We start from the raw sequence: 25,783 nt of genomic DNA, 5'->3' as shown, positions 1-25,783 counted from the left end.
TCCAGCCCGCCTGCGGCCAAACGCTCGGCGCGCCTGCCATCCCAGCGCCGTGATCTGGATCCCGGCCTCCGCCGGGATGCTCGGGGTCAATTGCAGCAACGCGGGACCTAGCGCCGGAATACGCCCAGCAGCTCCACATGGGCCGACCACAGGAACTGGTCGATCGGGGTCACCGTCTCCAGCCGGAAGCCGGCGTCGATCAGCACCCGGGCGTCGCGCGCGAAGGTCTGGGGGTTGCAGGAGACCCCGACCACCGTCGTCGCCCGGGTCGTGGCGATCTGCTGCGTTTGCTCGATCGCCCCCGCGCGCGGCGGATCGAAGACGATGGCGTCGCAGCCCCTGAGATCGAAGGGCGTCATCGGTCGACGGAACAGGTCGCGGGCCTGGGCCTCGATCGCCTTCATGCCCCTGGCGGACTTCACTGCGGCTTTCAGCGCCGCGATCCCGGCCTCAGTCGCATCGGCGGCGATCACCGGCGCCACGGTCGCCAGGGGGAAGGTGAAGGTTCCGGAGCCGCAGAACAGGTCGGCGATCTTCTTCGCCCCCTTCACCGCCGCCACCGCGCGATCGACCATGGCCTGCTCGGCCTCCGGCACCGCCTGCAGGAAGCCGCCGGCCGGGACCGGGACCGTGGCCGGACCGAACTGGACCAGCGGCTGGCGCTCCATCATCAGCACCTCGCCCGCCAGGCTCAGCCGCGCCAGATCGGCCTGTTTCGCGGCCCGGATCGCCTGCATCCGCCGATCGGCCGACAGGCCGCCCGACCTGCGCTCAACCCCGGTCACATCGACGTCCAGCCCGGTCAGGGTCAGGGTCACATGCAGGGTCGGGGCGGACTTCGGATGCTCCAGAAAGGCGTCCGCGACCCGCGCCAGGGACGGCAGGGCGGCGACCAGTCGGGGATCAGCCACGGCGCATTCGCGCACCTCGACCAGCCGCCAGGATTTTCTCGCCTTGAAGCCCAGGATCGCCCGCCCGTCCGGTCCGCGACGCGCATGCAGGGCCAGGCGGCGGCGCGAGCCCGGCGGAGACGCCACCGTCGGCTCGACCTCGACCTCGATCCCCTCGCGCGCCAGGGCCAGCCGGACCTGATCCCGCTTCCATTCCAGATAGGGACCGGCGGCCCAATGCTGCAGCGAGCAGCCGCCGCAATCGCCGTAGTGGGGCGACACCGGGTCGATCCGGTCCGGGCTGGCGTTGACGATCTCGGGGCGATCCATCCGACCGTCCGCCACCGACCCCCGCACCGTTTCGCCCGGCAGGGTCAGGGGCGCGAACACCGGCCCGGCCGCGCCCGGAACCGCGCCCGGAACCGCGCCCTGGGCCACGCCGTCGCCCTGGCCGCCGATGCGGTCGATGGTCAGGGTCAGGATGTCGGGGGCGGCGGTCATCGGCGCGCTTATGCACCAAGGCTCGGCCTGACGGGAGGGGCGGTCGATCGCGGCGATCAGGCCGGGGGCGGCAGGGCGACCTCTTTCATCGACACCGCCGTATCGGCCAGCCTGTCGAGGTCCACCGCCGCGCCGCGTCCGATCATCTGCTTGCCGGCCATGAACTCGGGCGGGGCGTTGACCGCCTCGACGCAGGCGATGCGCTGGCCGATCAGGTGGAAGACCGCGAACCGTCCGGCCGCCGGATCGCCCCGCACCACCTGACGATCCGCACCCGCCGCCACGCCCGCGATCTGCAGCTTGGCGTCATACTGGTCCGACCAGAACCACGGCACCTCATGCGGCGGCGCCGGCCGACCCAGGATCGAAGCCGCGGCCTGTTTCGCCTGCTCCAGGGCGTTGGGCACGCTCTCCAGCCGCATGTGCAGACCGCCGTGGGCCGGGACCGGCCGATAGGTCATGTCGCCGATAGCCCAGACGGCGGGGTCGCTGGTCCGGGCCTCGCGATCGACCACCACGCCGCCTGATCCGCCCAGGGCGCAGTCCAGACCGGCCTCGCGCGCCAGGGCGTCGCAGGCCAGGGCGCCGACCCCGACCAGTATGGCGTCAGCCGCGATCCTGTCCCCGCCGCCCAGCATGACGGCGTCCGCCTCGAAGCCGACGACCTCGGCGCCCGTGCGGATCTCGACCCCGTGCGCCCGGTGCAGGTCGGTGAAGAAACGCGACAGGGGCTCAGACGCCACCCGCGCCAGCACCCGCGCCTCGCGTTCGATCACCACCGCCTCAGCCCCCAGGGCCCGGGCGCTGGCCGCCGCCTCCAGTCCGACATAGCCGCCGCCGACCACGGCCAGACGTCGGCCCGGTCCGATGGCGGCCTTCAGCCGCTCGGCGTGGACGTCGGTCCGCAGTTCCAGCAGTTCGGGTCGATCCGCGCCGGGAATCGCCAGACGCCGCGCCGTCGATCCCATCGCCAGGATCAGGGCGTCATAGGGCTCGACCGTCCCGTCGGCGAAGGCGACCGTGCGCGCCGTCCGGTCGATGCTTATCGCCGTCACCCCGGTCCGCAGCTCGATGCCCTGTTCGGCGTAATACTCCACCGCTCGCAACAGCAGACTGTCCAGATCGGCCTCGCCCTTCAGCCAGGCCTTGGACAGGGGCGGCCGCTGATAGGGCGCGGCGGGTTCCGCCCCCGCCAGCAGGATCGGCCCCTCATGCCCGTACTGCCGCAAAAGGGCGGCCGCCGTCCCGCCCGCATGGCCCGCGCCGATGATCACAACCCTGGTCATGAACGCCACATAGGGCGAATCCGGCGCGATTACATCGCCGAAGAATCCGGGCCTCCTGAAAGGGTCCGGCCTGGCTATCGCGTCGCCAGCGACACCAGGAAGGCGATCAGCATCAGCAGGCTGACCCCCTGCCAGAAGCGCACCGGATTTTTCTCGATCAGAGACAAGCTTTCGCGCGGCCGCACGGCCAGGGCGCTGCCGCTTTCCAGCACGTGCAGCAGTTCGTCCAGGTCGGCGAAACGGTCGGCGGGGTCCAGGGCTATCATCCGCGCCAGGGCCGCCTCCAGCCAGGCGGGCAGGTCCGGCCGATGCTTGGTGGCGGGCGTCGGCGGATGGTCGAAGCGGGGGCGGCTGTCGGCGTCCACCTCGCCCCACGGATAGGTTTTGGTGAAGATCCGGTACAGGGTCACGCCCAGGGCGAACTGGTCGGTCCTGGCGTCCCCCGCCGCCCCGTCGAACATTTCGGGCGCCATGAAGCCGGGCGTGCCGGGCGCCTCGGACTCGGCGAACTCCTCCACACGCGGCAGGCGGGCGACGCCGAGGTCGATCAGCTTGATGCTGCCGTCCCGCTCCAGGATCACATTGTCCGGCTTGATGTCGCGGTGCGCCACGCCCAGGCGGTGCAGGGCCGCCACCGCGCGGGTCAGCCGGATGGCCAGACCGACGCCGCCCTGGATGTCGAACGGCCCGTCCTCGGCCAGGCGCCGATGCAGGGTGCCGCCGTCATAGAAGGGCTGAACGATATAGAGACGGCTCTGGCGTCCCGACGGCAGGTTCAGCACCCGCCCGACCAGGGGGCTGTCGACCCGCCGCCCGATGAAGCTCTCCCTCAGAAAGGCCGACCGCGCCCCCTTCTCCGACAGGATGGCGGGCTTGGGGAACTTCAGGATCAGCGGACCGGCTAGCCGCTCGCCTTCCCCGTCCAGCTCGTCCCGCGCCAGGAAGATGCGGGTGTAGCGGCCGTCGGACAGAATCCGCTCCAGCCGGAAACCGTCCACATTGGCTCCGGCGTCAGGGACCGGATCGATGGGCAGGCGCTCGGCCTCGTCGCCCAGACTGTCCCAGTCCACCTGGCCCACACGCACGACGTCCACCAGCACGGCCGTGGCGTTGTCGGTGGCGCCCGCCGCGCCCGCCGCCTGCACCACCGCCCGCGCATCGGCGTCGGGCGAGCCGCGTCGCGACAACAGGCGGGTCAGGGTCTCGTGATCGACCACGCCATGTACCCCGTCCGTGGTCAGCAGGAGCCGGTCATGCGGCTCCAGCTGGACCGCGCGCACGTCCAGCCGGATGTCCTGCTCGATGCCCACGGCGCGATAGAGGACGTGCTTCAGACCCGGCCGATCCAGCGCATGGTCCTCGGTCAGCTGGGTCAGGACGCCGTCGCGGAAATGCCAGGCGCGGGTGTCGCCCACGTGTAGCACCGTCGCCTCCCGCCCCCTCATGACGGCGGCGGTGAAGGTGGTCGCCGCCCCTTCCATCGACGGATCGCTGCGCGCCCGCGAATGCAGCCAGCGGTTATAGGCGCGCAGGGCGTTCAGCCCGGCCGCCGCCACCCCCGCCATGGGGTTCTGGTCCAGATAGCCGTCGATGAAGTTGCGCACCGCCAGTTCCGAGGCGATGCGCCCGCCCTTGCCGCCCGACACTCCGTCGGCGATCACGGCGATGACCCCATGCACCCTCTGTTCGGCATCGTCGCCGATATGCACGCCGCCGAAATCCTGATTGTCCGCGCGTGGGCCGCGTTCGGAGGCAAAGCCGGCGGCGATCTCCAGCCTGGCGTCGGGGGTCATGGGCTCTCCGGGGAGGATGCGCGCCTAGTTGCACCGCAACACGGAGGAAAAGGCAATGGCGGCGCGCGCCGGATTATTGGGTCTCGCGCCGGGGGAGCGGATAGGGATCGGATTGCTGCAACGACCGACACTGATACTCATAGGGTCCCGGTCGCGCGCCGATGGACGGCGACATGGTTCCCCCTTGTCGTGCGCAGGCCTCAGCCGCCGCCGCATAGGCCTTGGTCGCGGAAGAGGCATCGGGGGGCGTCGCACACGCGGACAGTGCGGCGGCGGAAAGCACGGCGAGAATGGCGAAACGCATGCGGCGACCTCCTCTTGTATGACGGCAGGAAACACCCGGCGCGCGGCGAGCACAATGCGTCAGAATGCATTGAGCCTGATGAGATCGATCTTGCATGCCCTACAGAGCCGCGCATGCTGGTACAGCGCAGTTCGGAGCCGAGACATGCGAACCTTGATGATTAGCCTCGGGAACTGCGCTGACGGCGTCCGCCACTCGGCGACAGCGGCCGCGTTCGAATTGGGACCTGCCTGGCATGGCGGCCAATCGGCCATCTTCGTGCGAACGGCCAAATCGCTGGAAGACGCCCACCGACACGTGCAGCGAGCAATTGATGAGAACGATCTTCTGGTGACGATCGAACTCCCGGACGACGCCGAGGTCGCGTATTCAGGGATGCGATTCGATGAGAATGGGTTCGACCAGATATTCCCTGCATCGACGGAGGTTTCTCGCACGAAGGCCTAGTCAGGCCTGCCACGAGCACTCAGAAATTCCATTAGAAACGCGTTCACCTCTTGGGGCCGTTCCTGCTGCACCCAGTGCCCGGCGCCGGTCAGGACGACTTGGGCGCGAAGGTCGGGCAGCCAGTCCTTCATCCGCGCCTCATGCTGGCCGGCGTAGACCCGCACCGGATCGCGGTCCCCGACCAGAAAGGCCGCCGGAACCTCGATCCTGCGGTCCTGAAAGGCCGCCGTCAGGCTCCAGTTCAGGTCGATGCAGCGATACCAGTCCAGCGGCCCGCGAAAGCCGGAGACGGTGAAGGCTTCGACATATTCGGCGAAGTGATGCTCGCTCATCCATGGGGGCAGGGTCGCGTCGTCGGGCGCGGCCGACAGGAAGGTGGTTCCCTCCGGCTGAAACCCGGTCGAGCGGCGATTGTCGGGCGTCGCCCCGTCATAGGCGTAGAAGCCGCGGCGGAGCGCCGAGGCGACGTCGGCCTCGAACTCCAGATGGGCGTCCTCCGCCTGGAACTGATTGATGTAGAACTCGCCCAGGCCCACCCGCCTGGCCAGCGCCTGCATCAACACCGTCGGCGGTCCCTTCGGGATGCGCGGCTGGAACGGCACCGACAGACAGGCGACGGCGTGGAACAGGTCGGGCCGGATCAGGGCTGCATGCCAGGCGACATTGGCCCCCCAGTCGTGGCCGACCACCACCGCCCGATCCCGCCCCAGCGCTCGCACCAGATCGACCAGATCCCCGACCAGATGCAGGATCGTATGGTCGTCTCGCGCCTCGGGCCGATCCGTTCCGCCGTATCCGCGCATGTCGGGCGCCACGGCCCGATAGCCGGCCGCGCCCAGCGCCTGAACCTGGGCCCGCCAGCTGATCCCCAGTTCCGGAAAGCCGTGAACCAGGACAACCAGTTCGCCGTCCTCCGGTCCCGCCTCCAGCACCTGCTGCGTCAGGCCGTCGGTCTTGATCCGGTGGGTCCGCATCGGCATCTCTCCCCCGCCGGGCGTTTTCCGGCCGCTTGATCAAGGTTCAGGTCATGACCCGCCTCGTCACCTTCGCCGACGGTACGACCGTCCCGGCCCTGGGCCAAGGGACCTGGATGATCGGCGACGACCCGTCACGCGCCGACGCGGAACAGGCCGCCCTGTCGCGCGGCCTCGACCTGGGGCTGACCCTGATCGACACGGCCGAGATGTACGGCGACGGTCGCGCCGAACGGCTGGTGGGCGAGGTCATCAAGGGCCGCCGCGACGAGGTGTTCCTCGTCTCCAAGGTCCTGCCCCAGAACGCCTCGGACCTGAAGATGGTGCTGGCCTGCGAGAAATCGCTGGAGCGGCTCGGCGCCGACCGGCTGGACCTCTACCTCCTGCATTGGGAGGGCAATGTTCCGCTGGAGGAGACGGTCGAGGCGTTTCAGGAGCTGGTCGACGAGGGGCTGATCGTCCGCTGGGGCGTGTCCAACCTGGACCTGGACGCCATGCAGCGGCTGGAGGCGGTGGACGGCGGCGACCTCTGCGCCGCCAACCAGCTGCTCTACAACCTCGGTTCGCGGGGGATCGAACACGACCTGATGCCCTGGATGCGCGCCCGGGACATGCCGGTCATGGCCTATTCGCCCCTGGGGCGCGGCGGCCTGCTGCAGCATCCGCTGATCGTCGACATCGCCGACCGCCACGACGCCGACCCGGCCCAGATCGCCCTGGCCTTCACCCTGCTGCACGACGGGGTGATCGCCATCCCCAAGACGTCCTCCGTCGAGCACGTCGAGAAGAACGCCGAAGCTCTGGAAATCCGCTTCGACGCCGAGGACCTGGAACGGCTGGACGCGGCCTTCCCGGCCCCCGAAACGGCGAAGCCGCTGGAGATGATCTGACACTGCCTCCCTTCTCCCTCGGCGGAGAAGGTGGCCCGGAGGGCCGGATGAGGGGAGTGCTTTCCGCGAGTCCGAAGACAAAAAGGGGACTGGATCAACCAGCCCCCTCATCCGTCTCGCTTCGCGATCCACCTTCTCCCCCGAGGGGAGAAGGAAACGATCAGGCCGCCGTCTTCTGGTTGCCCGCGAAGTTTCCGTAGAAGGTCTCGCCCCTGGCCGCCATGTCGCGCAGCAGCTGGGGAACCTTGAAGCGGTCGCCGTAGGTCGCGGCCAGGCGGTCGGCGGTCTCGACGAAGGTCTTCAGTCCGGTCTGGTCGATCAGGGTGATCGGGCCGCCGGTCCAGGGCGCGAAGCCCCAACCCAGGATGGCGCCGAGATCGGCCTCGCGCGGGTCGTCGATGACGCCCTCTTCCCAGCAACGGGCCACCTCGACCGCCTGGCGGTACAGCAGGCGGGTCTTCAGCTCGTCGATCTGATCAAAGGCGCCCGGCTCCTCAGGGCCGTCGATCTTCTTGGTCGTCGGCGCCAGATCGGCCAGGCCCGGCCAGAGGGTCTTGGGCTTGGACGCATAGTCATAGAAGCCCATGCCGTTCTTGCGGCCGAACCGTCCGCCCTCGACCATCTTCGCGACGATGTCCGCGCCCTCGGCCGGAACGTATTTGTCGCCCAGGTCGAGCGCCGTCTGTTTGGCGATCTTGTAGGACAGGTCCAGGGCCACGTCGTCGTGCATTTCCAGCGGGCCGCGCGGCATGCCGGTCATGCGGCCGACATTGTCGATCAGGGCCGGCGACCAGCCTTCCTCCAGCATGGCCATGCCCTCCATCAGGAAGGTGGAGAAGCAGCGCGAAGTGTAGAAGCCCCTGGAATCGTTCACGACGATCGGCGTCTTCTTGATCTTCAGCACATAGTCGAGCGACTTGGCCAGGGCCTCCTGCGAGGTCTTCTCGCCCATGATGATCTCGACCAGCATCATCTTGTCGACCGGCGAGAAGAAGTGGATGCCGATGAAGTCCTCGGGCCGCACCGAGGCCTCGGCCAGGCCGGTGATCGGCAGGGTGGAGGTATTGGAGCCGAAGACGGCGCCCTCGGCCAGCTGGGCCTCGGCGCGCCTGGTGACGTCGGCCTTGATCTCGCGGTTCTCAAACACCGCCTCGATGACCAGGTCCGACCCCTTGATCAGATCGTAGTCGGTGGTGGCGGTGACCGAGCCGAGCAGGGCGTCATACTTGGCCTGATCGATCTGACCGCGCGACAGGCGCTTCTTCAGCAGCTCCTCGACATGGGCCTTGCCCTTGTCTGCGGCGTCCTGATCGCGGTCGATCAGGATGGTCTCGATCCCGGCCAGGGCCTGAACATAGGCGATGCCCGCGCCCATCATGCCGGCGCCGATGACGGTGACCTTCTTGGGGTCCGACTTCGGCACGCCCGCCGGACGCACGGCGCCCTTGTCCAGTTCCTGTTTCGACAGGAACAGGCTGCGGATCATGGCCTGGGCCTGGGGCGTCATCAGGGTCTTGATGAAGTAGCGGGTCTCGATGCGCAGGGCCGCGTCCATCGGCACCTGAACGCCCTCGAACACGGCGCTCATCAGGTTGGCCACGGCCGGATAGTTGCCGAACGACTGCTTGCGCAGCATGGCGTTGCCGACCACGAAATTCTGCATGCCCGCCGGATGGAAGGGGCCGCCGCCGGGCAGTTTGAAGGACTTGTCGTCCCAGGGCTGCTGAGCCTTGCCGCCAGATTCGACCTTGGCCTTGATCCAGGCCTTGGCGGCCTCGACCTCGGTCCCGGCCGGCACGACCTCATGAACGATGCCCGCGCCCTTGGCGTCGTTCGGGCGGAAGGACTTGCCCTCGCTCATGGCCATCATCGCCGCCTGCACGCCGATCAGGCGCGTCAGGCGCTGGGTGCCGCCGCCGCCGGGGAACAGGCCGACCTTGATCTCGGGCAGACCGAGCTGGATCTTCGGGCTGTCGCCGACCACGCGGTAGTGGCAGGCCAGGGTCAGTTCCAGACCGCCGCCGAGCGCAAGGCCGTTGATCGCGGCCGCCACGGGCTTGCCGCAGGTCTCCAGCGCGCGCAGGGCGCCGTTCATCCGCCAGCCGGCGTCGAACGCCTGCTGCAGCGAACCGCCCGCCAGCATGCCGCCGGCCATGTCGCCGAGATCGGCGCCGGCGCAGAAGCCGCTCGCCTTGCCCGAGGTCAGGACCGCGCCCTTGATGGCGTCGTCCGATTTGATGGTCTCCACCAGCTGCGGCATCTCGGCCATGACGCTGGAGGTCAGGGTGTTCATCGAACGGCCCGGCACGTCGAAGGTGACCAGGGCGATGCCGTCGGCGTCGATGTCGATCTTGAAGTTTTCCATTGGCCGAAGGCCCTTCATTCTGAAACGTCAGCTCTTGAGGCTGACCGAGTTCAGTTCATCACAACGGACACCACGGGACACAGCGGGCACTACGGGCTCGGCGCTCGTGGTGCTCTTGGTGAATTCGTTGTGGTCGTTGTGATGAACCCTTCTCTGGGCGCTGACGCGCCCGGCTAAACTCAGACGCGTTCGATGACGGTGGCGGTGCCCATGCCGCCGCCGATGCAGAGGGTGACGAGGGCCGTCGACTTGTTCGACCGCTCCAGCTCGTCCAGGGCGATGCCGGTGATCATGGCGCCCGTGGCGCCCAGCGGGTGGCCCATCGAGATGCCGCCGCCGTTCACGTTCATCTTGTCGTGCGGGATATCCAGCGCCTGCATGTAGCGCAGGACCACGGCGGCGAAGGCCTCGTTCAGTTCATACAGGTCGATGTCGCCCGGCTCCATGCCCAGCCTGGCCAGCAGCTTGCGGGTCACATATTCCGGCCCGGTCAGCATGATCGACGGCTCCGAACCGATCGAGGCGCCGCCCAAGATCTTAGCGCGCGGCTTCAGGCCCAGGGCCTTGCCGGCTTCCAGCGAACCGATCAGCACGCCCGCCGCGCCGTCCACGATGCCCGAGGAGTTGCCCGGCGTGTGGACGTGATTGACCTTCTCGACCTCGGGATAGCGCTGGCCGATGACGGCGTCGAAGGCCATCTCGCCCATCATGGCGAAGGACGGGTTCAGCCCGCCCAGCGATTGCATGTCGGCGTTGGGACGCACGGTCTCGTCATGGTCGAGGATGTTCAGGCCCAGTTGGTCCTTGACCGGCACGACCGAGCCCTTGAACCGGCCCTCGGCCCAGGCGCGGGCGGCCCGCTTGTGGCTCTCGACCGAATAGGCGTCCACGTCGTCGCGGCTGAAGCCGTATTTCGAGGCGATCATGTCGGCCGAGACGCCCTGCGGCACGAAATAGGCGGGGATGGCGATCGACGGATCGGTCGGCCAGGCGCCGCCGTCGCTGCCCATCGGCACGCGGCTCATGGCCTCGACCCCGCCGCCGACGGCGAAATCGGCCTCGCCGGACTTCACCTTGGCGGTGGCCATGTTCACGGCTTCCAGACCGGAGGCGCAGAAGCGGTTGATCTGCACGCCCGCCGTCGTCTGGGCCCAGCCCGCCGCCAGCACGGCCGTGCGGGCGATGTCGGCGCCCAGCTCGCCCACCGGGGTCACGCAGCCCAGGACCACGTCATCGACCTTCGACGTGTCCAGGTCGTTGCGGTCCCGCAGGGCCTCCAGCACCTGGGCCGCCAAGCTGAGGCCGGTGATCTCGTGCAGGGACCCGTCCTTCTTGCCCTTGCCGCGCGGCGTGCGAACGGCGTCGAAGATATAGGCGTCGGCCATCAGGTGCGTTCCTTGTTCTTGTCCCTATCGCTCGGCGCCCACACCCATGGATCGGGCCTTGCGGCTTGAGGGACGGGACGGAGTCGAGCGTGCCCGCCAGAAACCCTACGTTTACGTCAACGTCAAGTAATATCCTGATGACCGTCGTGAGCGCCCGATCTCTGCTCGGCCGATTTGCCGATGGGCCCAAGCTGTTCCGGACCTCCATCACCGGGCTCGGCGCTCCGACGTCTCCAGGTTCAGGCGCCAGTAGGCCAGGGCGGACCGGACCTCTTCGCGCGGGTAGTAGGGTCCGGCTTGAGCCAGGTCTCGCCGCAGGGCGTCCAGACGTCGGTCTGCGGCGGCCCTGATGTCCGGCGTCAGGTCCCGGACCCCGGGAAAATCGCCCCTGGCCCACGACCGGGGATAGGCGACGGCGGCCTCCCATTCATCAAGGCGATCGGCTTCGGCCGCCGTGTCCGGGTGCTCGCACACCCAGCCGTACAGCCGTCGGGCGCCGGCGCGCAGCATGCCCCGGACCTCGGGCATCGCGTCGGTGAAGGCTTTCAGCGGCGTCGGAAGGAGCACCATATTGGCCAGGCAGGTGAAGTATCGCCGGTCCTGCGCCACCGCATTCCCGGCGCCCGCCCAACGCGCGTCGGCGCTCCAGATATGGCAGCACGACCAGTTCGGCCGCTGGCGTGCGGTCAGGCCTAGCGCGGCCGTCAGGGCGCGGTTGGCGTAGACATTGCCTTCAGGGGTCCGCTCGTCATGGCCGGTGCCCCGGCTGCGGGTCCTCAGCGGCTCGGACCAGTCTCCCTTGTAGACATAGGCGCGCCGCGCATGCTCGGGGTACCAGACCGGCAACAGGCGGAAGGTGTCCGGCGACACCCACAGGGCCGTGCGTTCTATGGCCTGCATGATCTGGCCGAGGTCGAGAACCTGTTGCAGGGCCGCCAGGCCGTCGCCCGGCGGCGTCACCTATCCGGCGGCCTTGACGGCTCCGGCGACGTCATCCACCACCCGGCGGACCAGGGCGGCGTCGTCCCCCTCGGCCATGACGCGGATCAGCTTCTCAGTGCCCGATGGCCGCACCAGCAGCCTGCCCGAGCCGTTCAGCGCGGCCTCGGCTTCGGCGATGGCGGCCTTGACCCCGTCGTCCTCGAGCGGACGGCCGGCGGCGAAGCGGACGTTCTTCAGCAGTTGCGGAACGGGCTCGAACTGGCGCGCCAGCTCGCTCATCGGCTTGCCGGACTCGACCATCACGGCCAGCACCTGCAGCGCCGCCATCAGGCCGTCGCCGGTCGTGGCGTGGTCATGCAGGATGATGTGGCCCGACTGCTCGCCGCCGATGTTGAAGCCGCCCTCGCGCATCCGCTCCATGACATAGCGGTCGCCGACCTTGGTCCGCTCCAGCGTCAGCCCTTCGGCCTTCAGTCGCCGTTCCAGTCCCAGATTGGACATGACGGTGGCCACCACCCCGCCCCCGCTCAGTCTGCCGCGTCGCGCCCAATCGAGACCGATCAGGGCCATGATCTGGTCGCCGTCGACGATCTGGCCCCTTTCATCACAGATGATCACGCGGTCGGCGTCGCCGTCCAGGGCGATGCCGATGTCGGCGCGATAGGTCCGGACCGCCTCCGCCAGGGCGCCGGGATGGGTCGAACCGCAATCGGCGTTGATGTTCAGGCCGTTCGGCTCCACCCCCACGGGGAGCACCTCGGCGCCCAGTTCGTAGAGCGCGGTGGGCGCGACCTTGTAGCCCGCGCCGTTGGCGCAATCGATGGCGATGCGCAGGCCCTGGAGCCCCAGTCGCTTCGGCAGGGCCTGTTTGGCGATCTCGATGTAGCGGGCCTGGGCGTCGTCGATGCGCTTGACCCGCCCGAGGCGATCCACCGCCGCCAGACCCTGATCCAGACCTTCGTCCATCATGGCCTCGATCTTCAGCTCGATCTCGTCGGAGAGCTTGTAGCCGTCGGGCCCGAACAGCTTGATGCCGTTATCGGCGAAATCGTTGTGCGAGGCCGAGATCATCACACCCAGATCGGCGCGCATCGACCGGGTCAGCATGGCCACGCCGGGCGTCGGGACAGGGCCGAAGGTCCGAACGTCCATCCCGACCGACGAGAAGCCGGCCACCAGGGCCGGCTCGATCATATAGCCCGACAGGCGGGTGTCCTTGCCGATGACCACCAGGTGCCGACGATCGTGGCCGGTGTTGAACAGCTTGCCCGCCGCCAGGCCCACGCGCAGCGCCACCTCGGCCGTCATCGGGTGAGCGTTCGCCTTGCCCCGAATTCCGTCGGTCCCGAAATATTTGCGCTCGCCCATGTCCGCTCCCGTTATCCGTCCGCCCAGCGCCTAGCGCGGAAATCTTGAGAAACCGCTTTTTAGGTGTCGCCGGAGTAGGCCTTGCCTAGAACGGCCTAACTAGAACATGGGGGCGAAGGCGTCACCCCGGACGCCCGCCTCCTCATCCCCGCTTCAGGAGTCCCCCCATGTGCGGCATCATCGGCATCGTCGGGACGAAACCTGTCGCGGAGCGCCTGGTCGAGAGCCTCAAGAGACTGGAGTATCGCGGCTATGATTCCGCCGGCGTCGCCGCCCAGGTCGACGGCGTGCTGCAGCGCCGCCGCGCGCCGGGCAAGCTGAAGGAACTGGAGAAGGTTCTCGACGCCGATCCCCTCGTCGCCACCACCGGCATCGGCCATACGCGCTGGGCCACCCACGGCGCCCCGACCGAACGCAACGCCCACCCGCACATCGCCGGCCGCGTCGCCGTCGTCCACAACGGCATCATCGAGAACTTCGCCGAGCTGAAGGCCGAACTCCAGGCCGCCGGCCGCGTCTTCTCCTCCGACACCGACACCGAGGTGGTGGCCCACCTTTTGGACTCGGAACTGGCGACGGGGCTGTCGCCGCTGGACGCCTTCAAGGCGACGATCGACCGCCTGTCGGGGGCTTACGCCCTGTGCGTGCTGGTGACAGGCGAACAGGATGTGATCCTGGCCGCCCGCCACGGCCCGCCCCTGGCCGTGGGCCACGGCGACGGCGAGATGTTCATCGGCTCGGACGGACTGGCGCTGGGACCGTTCACCAATCGGGTCACCTATCTGGAGGACGGCGACTTCGTCGTGGCGACCCACGGCGGCGCCCGCGTCTTCGACGTCGCCGGCACGGAGGTCGATCGCCCGATCAAGACCGTGCCCGCCTCGGCCGTTCTGATGGAGAAGGGCAACTATCGCCATTTCATGGAGAAGGAGATCCACGATCAGCCCGAAGGGTGCCAGCGCACCATCGCGGCCTATGTGGACACCCTGAGCGGCCGCACGGCCATCGACGGCGTCGACTTCGCCGCCATCGACCGCATCCAGATCGTCGCCTGCGGCACCTCCTGGATCGCCGGGATGATCGGCCGCTATCTGATCGAGCAACTGGCCGACCTGCCGGTGGACGTCGAGATCGCCTCGGAGTTCCGCTATCGCCAGCCGGCCCTGCGCCCCAACGCCCTGGCCATCGCCATGAGCCAGTCGGGCGAGACGGCGGACACCCTGGCCGCCTTCCGTCACTGCGCCGAGGCCGGAATGAAGACCGCCGCCGTGGTCAACGCCACGGAATCCACCATCGCCCGCGAGGCCGATGTCGTCTGGCCGATCCACTGCGGGCCGGAAATCGGCGTCGCCTCGACCAAGGCCTTCACCGCCCAGGTCTCGGTCATGATCGCCCTGGCCGTGGCCGCCGCCCGGGCGCGCGGCCGCATCGACGAGGCCGAGGAGAAGCGTCTGGTCCGCGTCCTGCTGGAGGCCCCCCGCCTGATCGCCGAGGCCATCGGGCTGGAGGATGCGCTCAAGGACATCGCCGCCGACGTCGCCAAGGCCAAGGACGTGCTCTACCTCGGCCGTGGCCCCATGTCCGCCCTGGCGCTGGAAGGCGCGCTGAAGCTCAAGGAGATCAGCTATATCCATGCCGAGGGATACGCCGCCGGGGAGCTGAAACACGGACCGATCGCCCTGGTCGATGAAGCCACGCCCATCATCATCCTGGCGCCCTATGATTCCTGGTTCGAGAAATCGGCCTCGAACATGAGCGAGGTCATGGCCCGCGGCGGCCAGGTGGTCTTCATCACCGACCCCGAGGGCGCGAAGCACGCGCCCGAAGGCGCCAGGGTCGTGGTGACGGCGCCCGCGTCCGATCCGCTGATCTCCACCCTGGTGATGTCGGCGCCGATCCAGCTGCTGGCCTATCATGTCGCCGTGGTGAAGGGCGCCGACGTCGATCAGCCGCGCAACCTGGCCAAGTCCGTCACGGTCGAATGACATCGGCGGGACTGTCCTCGGGATCACCCTGAGGACGGTCCGCGTTTGCTCCCCGACCATCGGCGCCCTAGGCTGCGGCCGGGGATATTTCAGGGCTGAACATCATGACGACCACCATCGGCCGCGTCCGCAAGGCCGTGCTTCCTGTCGCCGGACTGGGCACGCGCGTGCTGCCGGGGACCAAGACCACGCCCAAGGAACTGCTGAACGTCGTGGACCGGCCCATCCTGTCCTACATCGCCGAGGAGGCGCGTGAGGCCGGGATCGAGCACATCGTCTTCGTCACCGGCCGTTCGAAGCAGGCCATCGAGGACTATTTCGATCATCAGATCGAACTGGAGGCCCAGCTGGCCGCCAAGGGCAAGACCGACATCCTGGCGACGATGAACGCCGAACTGGCCCGTCCCGGCGAGATGAGCTTCACCCGCCAGATGCAGCCGAAGGGTCTGGGCCATGCCGTCTGGTGCGCCCGCGACATCGTCGGCCCGGAGCCCTTCGCCGTCCTGCTGCCCGACGTCATCGTCGACAGCCAGCCGGGCGCCCTGAAGCAGCTGATCGACGTCTACAACGAGGTCGGCGGCAACATCATCGGCGTCGAGGCGGTCCCCGACAGCGAGACCCACAAATACGGCGTCGTCGACCCCGCTGATCCCTCAGACGGCGGCGAACGTCAGGGCCGACGCATCGGCATGAAAGGCATGGTCGAAAAGCCGCCGCAGGGCACGGCCCCGTCCAACCTGGCCATCTCCGGCCGCTACATCCTGCAGCCCGAGATTTTCGACCTGCTCACCGACCAGACGGCGGGCGCCGGCGGCGAGATCCAGCTGACCGACGCCATGGCCCGGCTGATGACAGACCAGAGCTTCACGGCGGTCGAATACGCCGGCGTGACCCACGACTGCGGCGACAAGATCGGCCTGCTGCGCGCCAACGTCGCCCTGGCCCTGAAACGTCCCGACCTGGGCGCCGCCGCCCGCGCCGCAGTGGAGAAGCTGCTCTGATCCCTCCGCCGTGCATCCCGGCGAAGGCCGGGACCCAGATCACGGACACCGAACTGACGGGTTCAGCCTCTTGCCGATCGCATTTCTGCTGGCATTTTCCATCTGGGTCCCGGCCTTCGCCGGGACGCACGGTGGACCCGGATGACCGAACGGATCGGCGCCCGCGCCGCCCGCCGCATCGCCCTGGCCGCCCAGGGGTTCGGCAAGGCGCGTCCGGCAACACCCGAACGCCGCCATCTGCTGGATCAGGCTCGCCGCCTTGGCGTGATCCAGATCGACAGCGTCAACGTCGTCTCGCGCACCCATTATCTGCCGGGATTCTCACGCCTGGGCGCCTATCCGCGCGGCGCCCTGGAGGGCCTGGCCTGGGGGTCTCGTCCCGGCCTGTTCGAGTACTGGGGGCATGAGGCGTCGCTTCTGCCGCTCGAGACGCAGCCCCTGTTCCGCTGGCGCATGGCCCTGGCCCGCGACGGCGCCATGTGGACCGGCCTCGCCCGCTTCGGCAGCGAACGTCGGGACTACATCGAAGAGGTGCTGCGCGAAATCGAGCGACGCGGACCGGTCACCGGCGGCGACTTTGCAACGGGTCCGCGCGGCGCTCCCGGCTGGTGGCAATGGTCTGACGGCAAGCGGGCGCTGGAATGGCTGTTCTGGTCCGGCTTCATCACCACCAGGACCCGGCGTGGATTCGAGCGTGTCTATGACCTGACCGAACGGGCCCTGCCCGACCGGATCGTCCATCTGCCGACGCCCGAGCCCGCGGACGCCCAGCGGGAGTTGATCCGCATCGCCGCCCGCGCCCTGGGCGTGGCGACCGCCGCCGACCTGCGCGACTATTTCCGGCTGCCGCTGGAGGCCAGCCGCGCGCGGATCGCCGAACTGGTCGAGGCTGGCGAGCTGACGCCCGTGGCCGTGGCCGGCTGGGACCGGCCCGCCTTCCTCACGCCTGACGCCCGCCGCCCGCGTCGTGTCGAGGGCCAGGCCCTGCTGTCGCCGTTCGACAACCTGATCTGGACCCGCGACCGCACCGAAAGGTTGTTCGGGGTGCGCGTGCGGCTGGAGATCTACGTCCCGGCCGAGAAGCGCGTCCACGGCTACTATGTGCTGCCCTTCCTCGAGGACGAGGCCATCACCGCGCGCGTCGATCTGAAATCCGACCGCAAGTCCGGCGTCCTGCTGGTCCAGTCAGCGTGGCGAGAGCCCGACACCACACACGCCACCCCTGCCCGCCTCGCCGCCGAACTGACCCGCATGGCGACCTGGCTGGGGCTTGAGCGTGTCGAGGTGGCCGGGCCGGGAGATCTGGCCGAGGCGCTGACGGGGGAACTGTGATGGACCTCGACCGATCCTGCCGCATCCGGATCGCCTGCGACCCGCCGACGGCGCTTTAGGTGGTCGCCGGTCGCTTGGGCGGGGCGCCGGCGAATTCGTCGGCGTAGGCGGGGTTGAGCAGGGCGCGGATCTGGGCCTGGGGCAGGTCGATGCGATAGGCGCCCTCGGCATAGGGGCCCGCGACATAGGGGCCGATCAGGAAGGTCAGGCCGCCCGCCTTGCCGGGCGTGGTCGAGGGCGCGAGGCCCACGGCTGTTTCGGCCAGTCCGGGACAGGACCAGTAGGAGCCGGGCTTGGGCTCGCCCAGGGTCAGGACCGCCGCCTGGGGGTCGCGGACCTTCTTCTCGACGTTCAGGGCCGCGCACAGCATCCGGTCCAGAGCCGCACGGTCGGCGCCCGGACGCAGCAGGGCGTTCAGGTCGATGCGCCGCTTCAGCGCCTTGTCCCACAGCACGGTCGAATAGGCGGTGTTGCCGTGGGCGCCGCCGGTGAATTCATAGGCCGACGTGGTCAGGCCGAACAGTTTGCCGGTGTCGACGGGAGTGTCGAAGGTCACCTGCTTCTCATAAGGCGGCAGGCCGCCGTCCCCGCCGGCCTCGGTGCGGTCGGCCTGGGCGCCCTCGACAAAGGTCTGCAGATCCTTGACCGAGGCGTCGTACAGCGCCTTGTGCAGGTCCGGCTGGCCCTTCACCGCCTCGGGCAGGGTCAGTTTGACGTTGGCGAAGGCGTTCTCGGACTCATAAGCCAGGGGCGCGGTCGAGGCGGGCGCGGCGCTGGGGCCGGCGGGAATGGCCGGCGGTGCGGCGGTCTCTTCCTCACCCCGGTTGCAGGCGGCCAGGACGGACACGGCGGCGCCCAGCAGGATGGCGGCTTTGAACGAGCGGGAGAGAGACATCTGCATCCTCATAGCGACAGGGAGCCCAACGCGATGGCGGCGAGAAGGATCAGGCCCGCCTCGCGGTTCGACTTGAACAGCTTGAGCGCAAGCGCCGCGTCATCAAGGCGAAGCCGCCGAACCTGCATGAAAAGATGGGCGGCGTAGGCGATCAGGCCGAGCCAGAACACCGGACCGAGACCCGCATTCAGCGCCGCCAGACCCGCGAACAGGATCGCCAGTCCGTAGAAGACCGCCACGCCGCGTCCGACCCCCGCGCCCAGCCTGCGCGCCGAGGACTTCACCCCGACCATGGCGTCGTCCTCGATATCCTGAAGCGCGTAGATGGTGTCGTAACCCAGGGTCCAGAACACGCCGCCGAGCCAGAGGAAAATCGCAGGTAGAGCGTTATGGATCGGGGAGCTGACAAAATAGACTTCCGTTCCCGGCGACACGCCGACTCGTGCAAGCATCTCCGTCATGAAGCGGACGCGTTCGGCATCACTGAAAGCCGCCGCGAATCCCATCAGCGCGCCCCAGTTGAAGGTCATGCCCAGCCAGGCCTGGGGCCACCAGGTGATCCGCTTCATGAAGGGATAGGCCGCGACGAGCGCCAGGGACGCGACGCCCAGCAGCACCGCTGTCAGATTCAGCGTCAGCAGTATCGCGAGGCTGACCAGCGAACAGGCGACGATGAAGGCCCAGGCCTGTTTCACCGAAATCCGCCCCGAGGCGATGGGCCGTCCCGCCGTGCGCGACACCTTCGCGTCAATGTCGCGATCGACGATGTCGTTGAAGGCGCAGCCCGCCGCCCGCATCAGACAGGCCCCGATCGCAAAGGCGACGAACAGCCACAGGTGATAAAGTCCCGGCGTGGTCCGATAGGCGGCCAGGGCCAGGGCGATCCCCTGCCAGCCGGGCAGGAGCAGCAGCCATATGCCGATGGGCCGGTCGAACCGGCCCAGCTTCAGCCAGGGCTTCAACGCCTCCGGCGCCCGGGCGTCGACCCAGTTCAGGCGCGCGGCGTCGGGAAGCGGAGCATTGGACATGGCGGACCTATAGCCGGTGCGGCGCGGCGACGGGAGCCGGTTTGACGTTTTCCGAGGTCGCGGCCCTTTCCTCGCCGCCGCCGTTCGTTAAGAGGGGGAGCATGGCCGCCGCCTCCTCCGACAGCCCCGCCGAAGTCTTCAAGCGCGCCCTGTCGCACGCGGCGCGGGCGCTCGCCGAACAGGCCGAGCTGGAGGTGACCTTCGGATCTGACGGGCCGCGCCTGTCGAACGGCGTCCTGACCCTGCCGCATCCGCCGCGCGATCCGTCCGGTCCCGAGAGCGCCTCCCTGCGCGGCCAGGCCGACCGGCTGGCCCTGCGGCTGGCCCATCATGATGCGGCCGTGGGCGCGCGGTTGCGCCCGCCGTCTCCGGACGCCGCCGAGGTCTATGACGCCGCGGAACAGGCGCGGGTTGAGGCGGTCGGAGCGCGGTCCCTGGCCGGCGTGCGCGCCAATATGGACGCGGCCCTGCTGACCCGGCTGGAACGGATGGGCGCCCTGCGGGCCGAGGCCGAGCGGGTGCCGGTGTCCGAGGCCGTGGCCCTGCTGCTGCGCGAACGGCTGACGGGGCGGCGCGCGCCCGACGGCGCCGGCGCCATGCTGGACCTGGTGCGCGACGACATCGAGGGCAAGGCGCGCCTGCCGCTGGATCGGCTGGCCCAGGCCGCCGACGACCAGTCCGCCTTCGCCGCCGCCCTGAAGGAGGTGCTGAAGGCGCTGGACCTCGATCCCGGCGACGGCACGGCGGACGATACGTCCGACGAGGACGGTCAGGACGATTCCTCGCCCGAGACCCAGGACCAGCCCGAGGACGATCAGGACGAGGACGAGGAGCCCGGCGGCGACGGCGGCCAGTCGATGGAGGGCGACGACTCCAAAACCGAGGACAGCGACGACCGCGACGCGCGCCCGGACGGCGCCCCCGCGCCCCAGGACGGCGAGATGGGCGACGACGGCCCCGAACTGTCCGAAGGCGACCTGCCCAACCGGCAGCAGACCCAGGACGACGGCCGCAACATCGAGACCTATCGCGTCTTCACCACCGCCTTCGACGAGGTGATCGACGCCGCCGAGCTGTGCGACCCGATGGAGCTGGACCGGCTGCGGTCCCTGCTGGACCAGCAACTGGCGGCCCTGTCGTCGGTGGTGGCGCGCCTGGCCAACAAGCTGCAGCGGCGGCTGATGGCGCAGCAGAACCGGTCCTGGGCCTTCGACCTGGAGGAAGGCGTTCTGGACACCGCCCGCCTGACCCGCGTCATCACCGATCCGACCAGCCCCCTGTCGTTCAAGATGGAGAGCGACAGCCCGTTCCGCGACACGGTGGTGACCCTGCTGCTCGACAACTCCGGCTCCATGCGCGGGCGGCCGATCATGGTGGCGGCGGTCTGTGCGGACATCCTGGCGCGGACACTGGAGCGGTGCGGGGTCAAGGTCGAGATCCTGGGCTTCACCACCCGCGCCTGGAAGGGCGGACAGTCGCGCGAGGCCTGGATCACCGCCGGCAAGCCGGCCAATCCGGGGCGCCTGAACGACCTGCGCCACATCATCTACAAGGCCGCCGACGCGCCCTGGCGCCGGGCCAAGAAGAACCTCGGCCTGATGATGCGCGAGGGGCTGCTGAAGGAGAATATCGACGGCGAGGCCCTGACCTGGGCGCACGACCGGCTGATGGCCCGGCCCGAGGCGCGGCGCATCCTGATGGTGATTTCGGACGGGTCGCCGGTCGACGATTCGACCCAGAGCGCCAACGCCGCCCTGTATCTGGACAAGCACCTGCGTCAGGTGATCGAGCGGATCGAGACCCAGTCGACGGTCGAACTGCTGGCCATCGGCATCGGCCACGACGTGACCCGCTGGTATCGCCGCGCCGTGACCCTGGTGGACGTCGAACAGCTGGCCGGGGCCATGACCGAGAAACTGGCCGAGCTGTTCGATCCGAAGGCCGAAAAGGCCCGGACCAAGGGTCGCGCCGCCCCGTTAGCAGGCCGGAGACGCGCCGCATGATCTCACCCCGCCTCGTGTCCTGGCGACGCCTTGTCGCCATCGGCCTGCTGTCGGCGGTCACGGCCTGCGCCGGGGGGCCGAGCGGGCCGATCCCCTATCAACCCGCCGTCGACGGCTGGATTCCGGCGCCGTCCTCGACGCGGCCGGTCGGACTGGGCCTGCCGGGCGGAGCGGCGCTGGCGGACGGCGTGACCTTCGCCGGGGGCGTGGAGTTGATCGTCGATCCGGCCTCGCCCCTGCGCAGCCTGTCGGATTTCAAACTGACCGGGGACGGCGGCTTCGTCACCGTCTCGGACGCGGGGGACCTGGCGCGCGGGCGGCTGACGCTGGATGCCGCCGGGCGGCTGACGGGGCTGACCGGGCTGTCGTTCCGCCGCCTGACCCTGGCCGACGGCCAGCCGATCCAGGACAAGGCCGATGGCGACGCCGAGGGGCTGGCCCTTCTGGACGACGGCCGCCTGCTGGTCAGTTTCGAGCGCATTCACCGGATCTGGGACTATGGGCGGCTGCCTGCGCTGAACGCGCGGCCGGTCGCCGTCCGCATGCCCGACGCCGTCTTCCCCGAGAATGATGGCATGGAGGGGCTGGCCACTTCCCACGACGGACGCGGCTGGCGGGCGACGGGCGAGAACGGCGGAGTCTGGGATTGCACGCCCGTTCGCTGCCGTCAGGTCCAGGCGCCGCCGGATCCGCCACTGACCGACCGGCACTACCGCATCACCGGAATGGACCGCGATCCGGCGGGCGACGGCTGGTTCGTGATCCAGAGGTCATACTCGCCGCCGATCGACGCCCGCGCCCGCGTGCGACGGATGGCGGCGGACGGCAGCCTGGGCCCCGTGCTGATCGAGCTGAAACTGCCGGGGACGACCGACAACTTCGAGGGTGTCGCCGCCGAGGCTCGCGAGGGACGCACCCGCCTCTACATCCTGTCGGACGACAACAACAACCCGGCCCAGCGCACCCTGTTGCTGGCGTTCGATCTGAGCCCCTCGGGTTCCTAGCTGAGCGCCGCCTGCCGCGTCGGCTCCCGTTCGCCCAGGCGGATCACGACCCGACACAGCGTCAGGGGCGTTGCGCGGTGGCTGATCAGGATGAGGCCCTGGCCGCGCTCGGTCAGGCGACGTTCCAGGCGGTCCAGCACACGGACCTCGGTCGCGGCGTCCAGGCCCTCGGTCGGCTCGTCCAGCACCAGCCAGGGAGCGTCCCTGAGATAGGCGCGGGCCAGGGACAGGCGACGGCGCTCGCCGCCCGACAGCCGCGCGCCGTCCGGCCCGACGGGGGCGTTCAGTCCCGCCGGCGACATCCGCAGGCGACAGGCCAGACCGGCGTCGTCCAGAGCGGCCCACATCTGGTCGTCGGTGGCGTGCGGCGCGGCCAGACGCAGGTTCTCGCGCACCGTGGCGTCGAGCAGCCGCACCTCCTGCGCCGCATAGGCGAACAGGGCGCGCACGGCGGCGGGCGAGGCCTGGGCCGCATCGACGCCGCCGACCCGCCATTCGCCCTCGACCGGAGACCGGAGGCCCAGCAGACGTTCGATCAGGCTGGTCTTGCCGCAGCCGGACGGCCCGGCGAGCGCGATCCGGTCGGGGGGGACGACGGCGCGGCCGAGCAGGGCCGTCTGCAATCCTGCGCCTGACGGAACGGGCGGATCGGGACGGCTGTGCGCCGGAGACGCCAGATCGTCGAGGCGTGCGGTCGCCCCCTGGGCGGCGCCGTTGTCGCGCAGGGCGTTGGCCAGACCGGCCGCCGCCTCAACCCCGGTGACCGCCGCGAGGGCCGCCAGGGCGACCAGGGCGGGGGCGGCCTCGCGCGCCGCGAAGACCGTCGCGCCGAGGGTCAGACCCGCGCACGCCGCCTGCCAGACCAGGGCGACGGTTCCGCGCCGCGCCGCCTCGGCCCGCGCCGCATCCATGTCCGTCGCGGCCGTCGACGTCTCCTCAACCGCCCAGGCGGCGAGATCATAGGCGCGAAGTTCGGACGTCGCGGCCGACAGGGCCGCCAGCCGGGCCTTGAAGGCGCCGGTCGCCACCTGCGCCTGTCGGGCGGCCGGGGCGACGCGCCGCCCCACCCACACGGCGCCGAGGCCCGACGACGCCATGCCGGCCAGCACCACCACCATGGCCGGAAGTCCCGCCAGGAGCGCCAGTCCGGCCGCCGTCGCCGCGCCGGCGCCCATCGCCCAGGGGCTGGACAGGCGCACGAACAGGGTCTGGATGGCGTCGACGTCCTCCACCAGGCGGGACGACGCCTCCCCGGCCGCGAGACCCAGGGTCCGGTCCGGCGCCCCGCGCGCGAAGGCGGCGAACAGCTGGGGCCGCAGGGCCGCCAGCGCCAGCAGCGCCGCCTCATGACCCGCCGTCCGCTCGACGTAGCGGGCGCCCGTCCGCACGATCGACAGAAGGCGGATGACGGCGCTGGGCATCATATAGTTGAAGGCGTGGGCCGCCGCCGATCCCGCCGCTCCGGCCAGGGCCGCGCCGGTGATGAACCAGCCCGACAGACCCAGCAGACCTACGGCCGCCGCCGAGACCACCGCCCCGGCGAACGCCGCCAGCGCCAGCCGGCCGGCCTGAACGCGACGCTGGGCCGCGACCATGGCCGCGACCGATGAGGGGGGCCGCGCGCTCACAGTCGCACCACGCGATCAGCCAGGGCCATCACCGCCGTCGAATGGGTGGCGATCAGGGTCGTGCGCCCGACCGCCGCCTTGCGGATCACCTCCAGCATCGCCGTCTCGGCGGCCGGATCCAGATTGGCCGTGGGTTCGTCGAGCAGAAGCACCGACGCGGGCTTCAGCAGGGCGCGGGCCAGACCCAGCCGCCGCCGTTCGCCGCCCGACAGGCCGCCGCCGCGCTCATCGAGCCTCCGGTCCAGATCGCCGGTCAGCCCGGCCGCCGAGGCCGCCCGCAGGACCTGTCGCATCGTGGCCTCGCGCCAGGCGAGGCGGATGTTGTCGCCGACCGTGCCCGGAACGATCACCGGCGCCTGTCCCGCCCAGGCCGCCAGTCCGGCCAGACCGCCGTCCGTGGGTGACGGCGCGCCGTCGACCTCGACCCATCCCTCGGACACCGGGACCAGCCCCAGCAGCAGGTTCAGCAAGGTGGTCTTGCCCGCGCCGCTGGCCCCGGTGATCGCCACGATCTGGCCGGGCCGAATCTCCAGATCGAACCGGTCCAGCACCGGCGCGGCGCCGTCATAGGCGACCGTCACCTGACGGAAGCGGATGCCCGGCGCGTCGGTCAGCAGCGGGCGTCCGGCTGTGGCTGTCGTCGACCTGGGACCGCGACGCCGGAGGGTCGGCGCCGCCGCCTCGGCCGCCTGACGGTCGTGATAGGCCGCCGCCAGCCGGCGCATGGGCGCATAGACCTCCGGCGCCAGGGCCAGGACGAAGAAGGCCCGCGCCAGGTCCAACTGCTCCGGCACGGGAAACGGCAGCAGGCGCAACAGGTTGAACCCGCAGTAGACGGCGACCAGGGCCACCGACAGGGCCGAGAAGAACTCCAGAATGGCGGAGGAGGCGAAGGCGATCCTCAGCACCCGCCCGGTCCGCGCCGCCAGGTCGCCCGACGCCTGCGCCGTCTCGGCGGCGACGCGATCCTCGGCCTGGAAGGCGAGCACCGCCGGCAGGTTGCGGACCCGGTCCAGAAACAGGCCCGACAGCCGCTCCAGCGCCGAGAACTGGCGCCGGCTCTCCTCGGCGGCGGCCATCCCCGCCAAGGCCATGGCCGCCGCGAAGGTCAGCAGGGTGAAGGCCAGGATCGCGGCCACAACCGGACTGGCCAGGGCGATCACGGCGATCGCGGCCAGGGGCGCCACGACCGCCACCGTCCGCGCCGTGGCGAACCGGGCGTAGTGGCCGTCGACGGCCTCGACTCCCTCGGCGGCGGCGACGACGCCATCCCGCGTCGAGCGGCGGCCGGCGAACAGGTCCTCCAACACGGCGCGACGCACGCCCGCCTTCGTGTGACGGGCCGCCTCGATCCCGATCGCGGCTGCCGCCCGCGCCAGGACGCCGCGCAGGATGAGACAGGTCACGGCCAGTCCCGCCCAGGCCAGCGCGCGCGTCGTTTCGGCCGGGTCGGACCCGGCGCGGGTCAGGCTGTCGATCGCCATGGCCAGGCCCGCCGCGAACCCGGCCACGGGGATCAGGTCGGCGATCGTCAGGACGGCCGCGAGCCGCAACCGGCCCTGGGCCGCGCGGCCGGCGGCCCTCAACCAGGCGCGGGCGTCGAATGCCGACGCGGGGGCCGAAGGGCCGGCGGACGGGACGTTCCCGGGCGAGGACAGGTCCTGGACGGTCATACGCCCTCCCCTGCGCGCGTGAGCGCGGGCGCGCATTGATCCAGATCAAGGCACGGGTTCAGATGGGGGTCTAGTCCCGAGTCATCGTC

The 25,783-nt window shown here is 69.9% G+C and carries 19 protein-coding genes; 7 read left to right on the top strand and 12 right to left on the bottom strand.

Annotation, left to right across the window (positions count from 1 at the left end; all coding sequences use genetic code 11):
- Positions 1-107: 107 nt before the first annotated feature.
- From ACO2Q1_RS15390 to ACO2Q1_RS15380, 3 genes are all read right to left on the bottom strand, one after another.
- The gene (locus tag ACO2Q1_RS15390) at positions 108-1,373 is read right to left on the bottom strand and encodes a class I SAM-dependent RNA methyltransferase (protein WP_423330381.1); all 1,266 of its coding nucleotides are present in this window, start codon (positions 1,371-1,373) and stop codon (positions 108-110) included.
- A gap of 74 nt (positions 1,374-1,447) precedes the next feature.
- Positions 1,448-2,677 carry an NAD(P)/FAD-dependent oxidoreductase gene (locus ACO2Q1_RS15385; RefSeq protein WP_423330365.1) on the bottom strand — a complete coding sequence of 410 codons (1,230 nt, stop codon included), beginning with the start codon at positions 2,675-2,677 and terminating at the stop codon, positions 1,448-1,450.
- Positions 2,678-2,751: 74 nt separating this feature from the next.
- On the bottom strand, positions 2,752-4,470 hold the full coding sequence (locus tag ACO2Q1_RS15380; protein WP_423330364.1) for a protein kinase domain-containing protein: 1,719 nt from the start codon (positions 4,468-4,470) through the stop codon (positions 2,752-2,754).
- 448 nt (positions 4,471-4,918) lie between these two features.
- On the opposite strand from ACO2Q1_RS15380, the gene ACO2Q1_RS15375 reads away from it, so the two are divergent.
- A complete protein-coding gene (locus ACO2Q1_RS15375) occupies positions 4,919-5,221 on the top strand; it encodes a hypothetical protein (RefSeq protein ID WP_423330363.1) in 303 nt (100 codons plus the stop codon).
- Here the strand turns inward: ACO2Q1_RS15375 and ACO2Q1_RS15370 are convergent.
- Positions 5,218-6,195 (bottom strand): alpha/beta fold hydrolase, encoded by a 978-nt coding sequence (locus ACO2Q1_RS15370; protein ID WP_423330362.1) that lies wholly within the window; start codon positions 6,193-6,195, stop codon positions 5,218-5,220. The two genes, ACO2Q1_RS15375 and ACO2Q1_RS15370, sit on opposite strands and share 4 nt — an antisense overlap.
- A gap of 53 nt (positions 6,196-6,248) precedes the next feature.
- Between ACO2Q1_RS15370 and ACO2Q1_RS15365 the strand changes: the two genes are divergently transcribed.
- Positions 6,249-7,085 carry an aldo/keto reductase gene (locus tag ACO2Q1_RS15365; RefSeq protein WP_423330361.1) on the top strand — a complete coding sequence of 279 codons (837 nt, stop codon included), beginning with the start codon at positions 6,249-6,251 and terminating at the stop codon, positions 7,083-7,085.
- A gap of 160 nt (positions 7,086-7,245) precedes the next feature.
- On the opposite strand, the gene ACO2Q1_RS15360 is transcribed toward ACO2Q1_RS15365, so the two are convergent.
- The 4 genes from ACO2Q1_RS15360 to glmM form a co-directional block, all read right to left on the bottom strand.
- Positions 7,246-9,450: a 3-hydroxyacyl-CoA dehydrogenase NAD-binding domain-containing protein gene (locus ACO2Q1_RS15360; protein WP_423330360.1), complete on the bottom strand. Its 2,205-nt coding sequence runs from the start codon at positions 9,448-9,450 to the stop codon at positions 7,246-7,248.
- Positions 9,451-9,629: 179 nt separating this feature from the next.
- Positions 9,630-10,835 (bottom strand): acetyl-CoA C-acetyltransferase, encoded by a 1,206-nt coding sequence (locus ACO2Q1_RS15355; protein WP_423330359.1) that lies wholly within the window; start codon positions 10,833-10,835, stop codon positions 9,630-9,632.
- Between the two features lie 207 nt (positions 10,836-11,042).
- The gene (locus ACO2Q1_RS15350; protein WP_423330358.1) at positions 11,043-11,795 is read right to left on the bottom strand and encodes a hypothetical protein; all 753 of its coding nucleotides are present in this window, start codon (positions 11,793-11,795) and stop codon (positions 11,043-11,045) included.
- Positions 11,796-13,145: a phosphoglucosamine mutase gene (gene glmM / locus ACO2Q1_RS15345; protein ID WP_423330357.1), complete on the bottom strand. Its 1,350-nt coding sequence runs from the start codon at positions 13,143-13,145 to the stop codon at positions 11,796-11,798.
- A gap of 167 nt (positions 13,146-13,312) precedes the next feature.
- Between glmM and glmS the strand changes: the two genes are divergently transcribed.
- The 3 genes from glmS to ACO2Q1_RS15330 all read left to right on the top strand — a co-directional run bounded on the left by glmS (position 13,313) and on the right by ACO2Q1_RS15330 (position 17,463).
- Positions 13,313-15,130 (top strand): glutamine--fructose-6-phosphate transaminase (isomerizing), encoded by a 1,818-nt coding sequence (gene glmS, locus ACO2Q1_RS15340; protein WP_423330356.1) that lies wholly within the window; start codon positions 13,313-13,315, stop codon positions 15,128-15,130.
- A gap of 104 nt (positions 15,131-15,234) precedes the next feature.
- Entirely contained in the window at positions 15,235-16,131 is an 897-nt protein-coding gene (locus ACO2Q1_RS15335; RefSeq protein ID WP_423330355.1) for a UTP--glucose-1-phosphate uridylyltransferase, read from the top strand.
- A gap of 141 nt (positions 16,132-16,272) precedes the next feature.
- A complete protein-coding gene (locus tag ACO2Q1_RS15330; RefSeq protein WP_423330354.1) occupies positions 16,273-17,463 on the top strand; it encodes a winged helix-turn-helix domain-containing protein in 1,191 nt (396 codons plus the stop codon).
- A 55-nt stretch (positions 17,464-17,518) separates the two neighbouring features.
- Here ACO2Q1_RS15330 and ACO2Q1_RS15325 read toward each other — a convergent pair whose 3' ends face one another.
- A complete protein-coding gene (locus tag ACO2Q1_RS15325) occupies positions 17,519-18,358 on the bottom strand; it encodes a PdaC/SigV domain-containing protein (protein ID WP_423330353.1) in 840 nt (279 codons plus the stop codon).
- Between the two features lie 8 nt (positions 18,359-18,366).
- Positions 18,367-19,386: a UbiA family prenyltransferase gene (locus ACO2Q1_RS15320; RefSeq protein WP_423330352.1), complete on the bottom strand. Its 1,020-nt coding sequence runs from the start codon at positions 19,384-19,386 to the stop codon at positions 18,367-18,369.
- Positions 19,387-19,487: 101 nt separating this feature from the next.
- Between ACO2Q1_RS15320 and cobT the strand changes: the two genes are divergently transcribed.
- Entirely contained in the window at positions 19,488-21,389 is a 1,902-nt protein-coding gene (gene cobT, locus ACO2Q1_RS15315; protein ID WP_423330351.1) for a cobaltochelatase subunit CobT, read from the top strand.
- Positions 21,386-22,393 carry an esterase-like activity of phytase family protein gene (locus tag ACO2Q1_RS15310; protein WP_423330350.1) on the top strand — a complete coding sequence of 336 codons (1,008 nt, stop codon included), beginning with the start codon at positions 21,386-21,388 and terminating at the stop codon, positions 22,391-22,393. Before cobT ends, ACO2Q1_RS15310 begins: the two co-directional genes overlap by 4 nt.
- On the opposite strand, the gene ACO2Q1_RS15305 is transcribed toward ACO2Q1_RS15310, so the two are convergent.
- Both ACO2Q1_RS15305 and cydD read right to left on the bottom strand, forming a co-directional pair.
- A complete protein-coding gene (locus ACO2Q1_RS15305) occupies positions 22,390-24,021 on the bottom strand; it encodes an amino acid ABC transporter ATP-binding/permease protein (RefSeq protein WP_423330349.1) in 1,632 nt (543 codons plus the stop codon). The genes ACO2Q1_RS15310 and ACO2Q1_RS15305 overlap by 4 nt on opposite strands.
- Complete coding sequence (gene cydD / locus ACO2Q1_RS15300; RefSeq protein WP_423330348.1) at positions 24,018-25,694, bottom strand: thiol reductant ABC exporter subunit CydD; 1,677 nt, start codon at positions 25,692-25,694, stop codon at positions 24,018-24,020. Before cydD ends, ACO2Q1_RS15305 begins: the two co-directional genes overlap by 4 nt.
- Positions 25,695-25,783: the final 89 nt, after the last annotated feature.

Origin of the sequence: Brevundimonas sp. VNH65 (assembly GCF_049445955.1) — a bacterium.
Classification (GTDB): Bacteria; Pseudomonadota; Alphaproteobacteria; order Caulobacterales; family Caulobacteraceae; genus Brevundimonas.
This window is presented reverse-complemented; position numbering and strand designations above follow the sequence as displayed.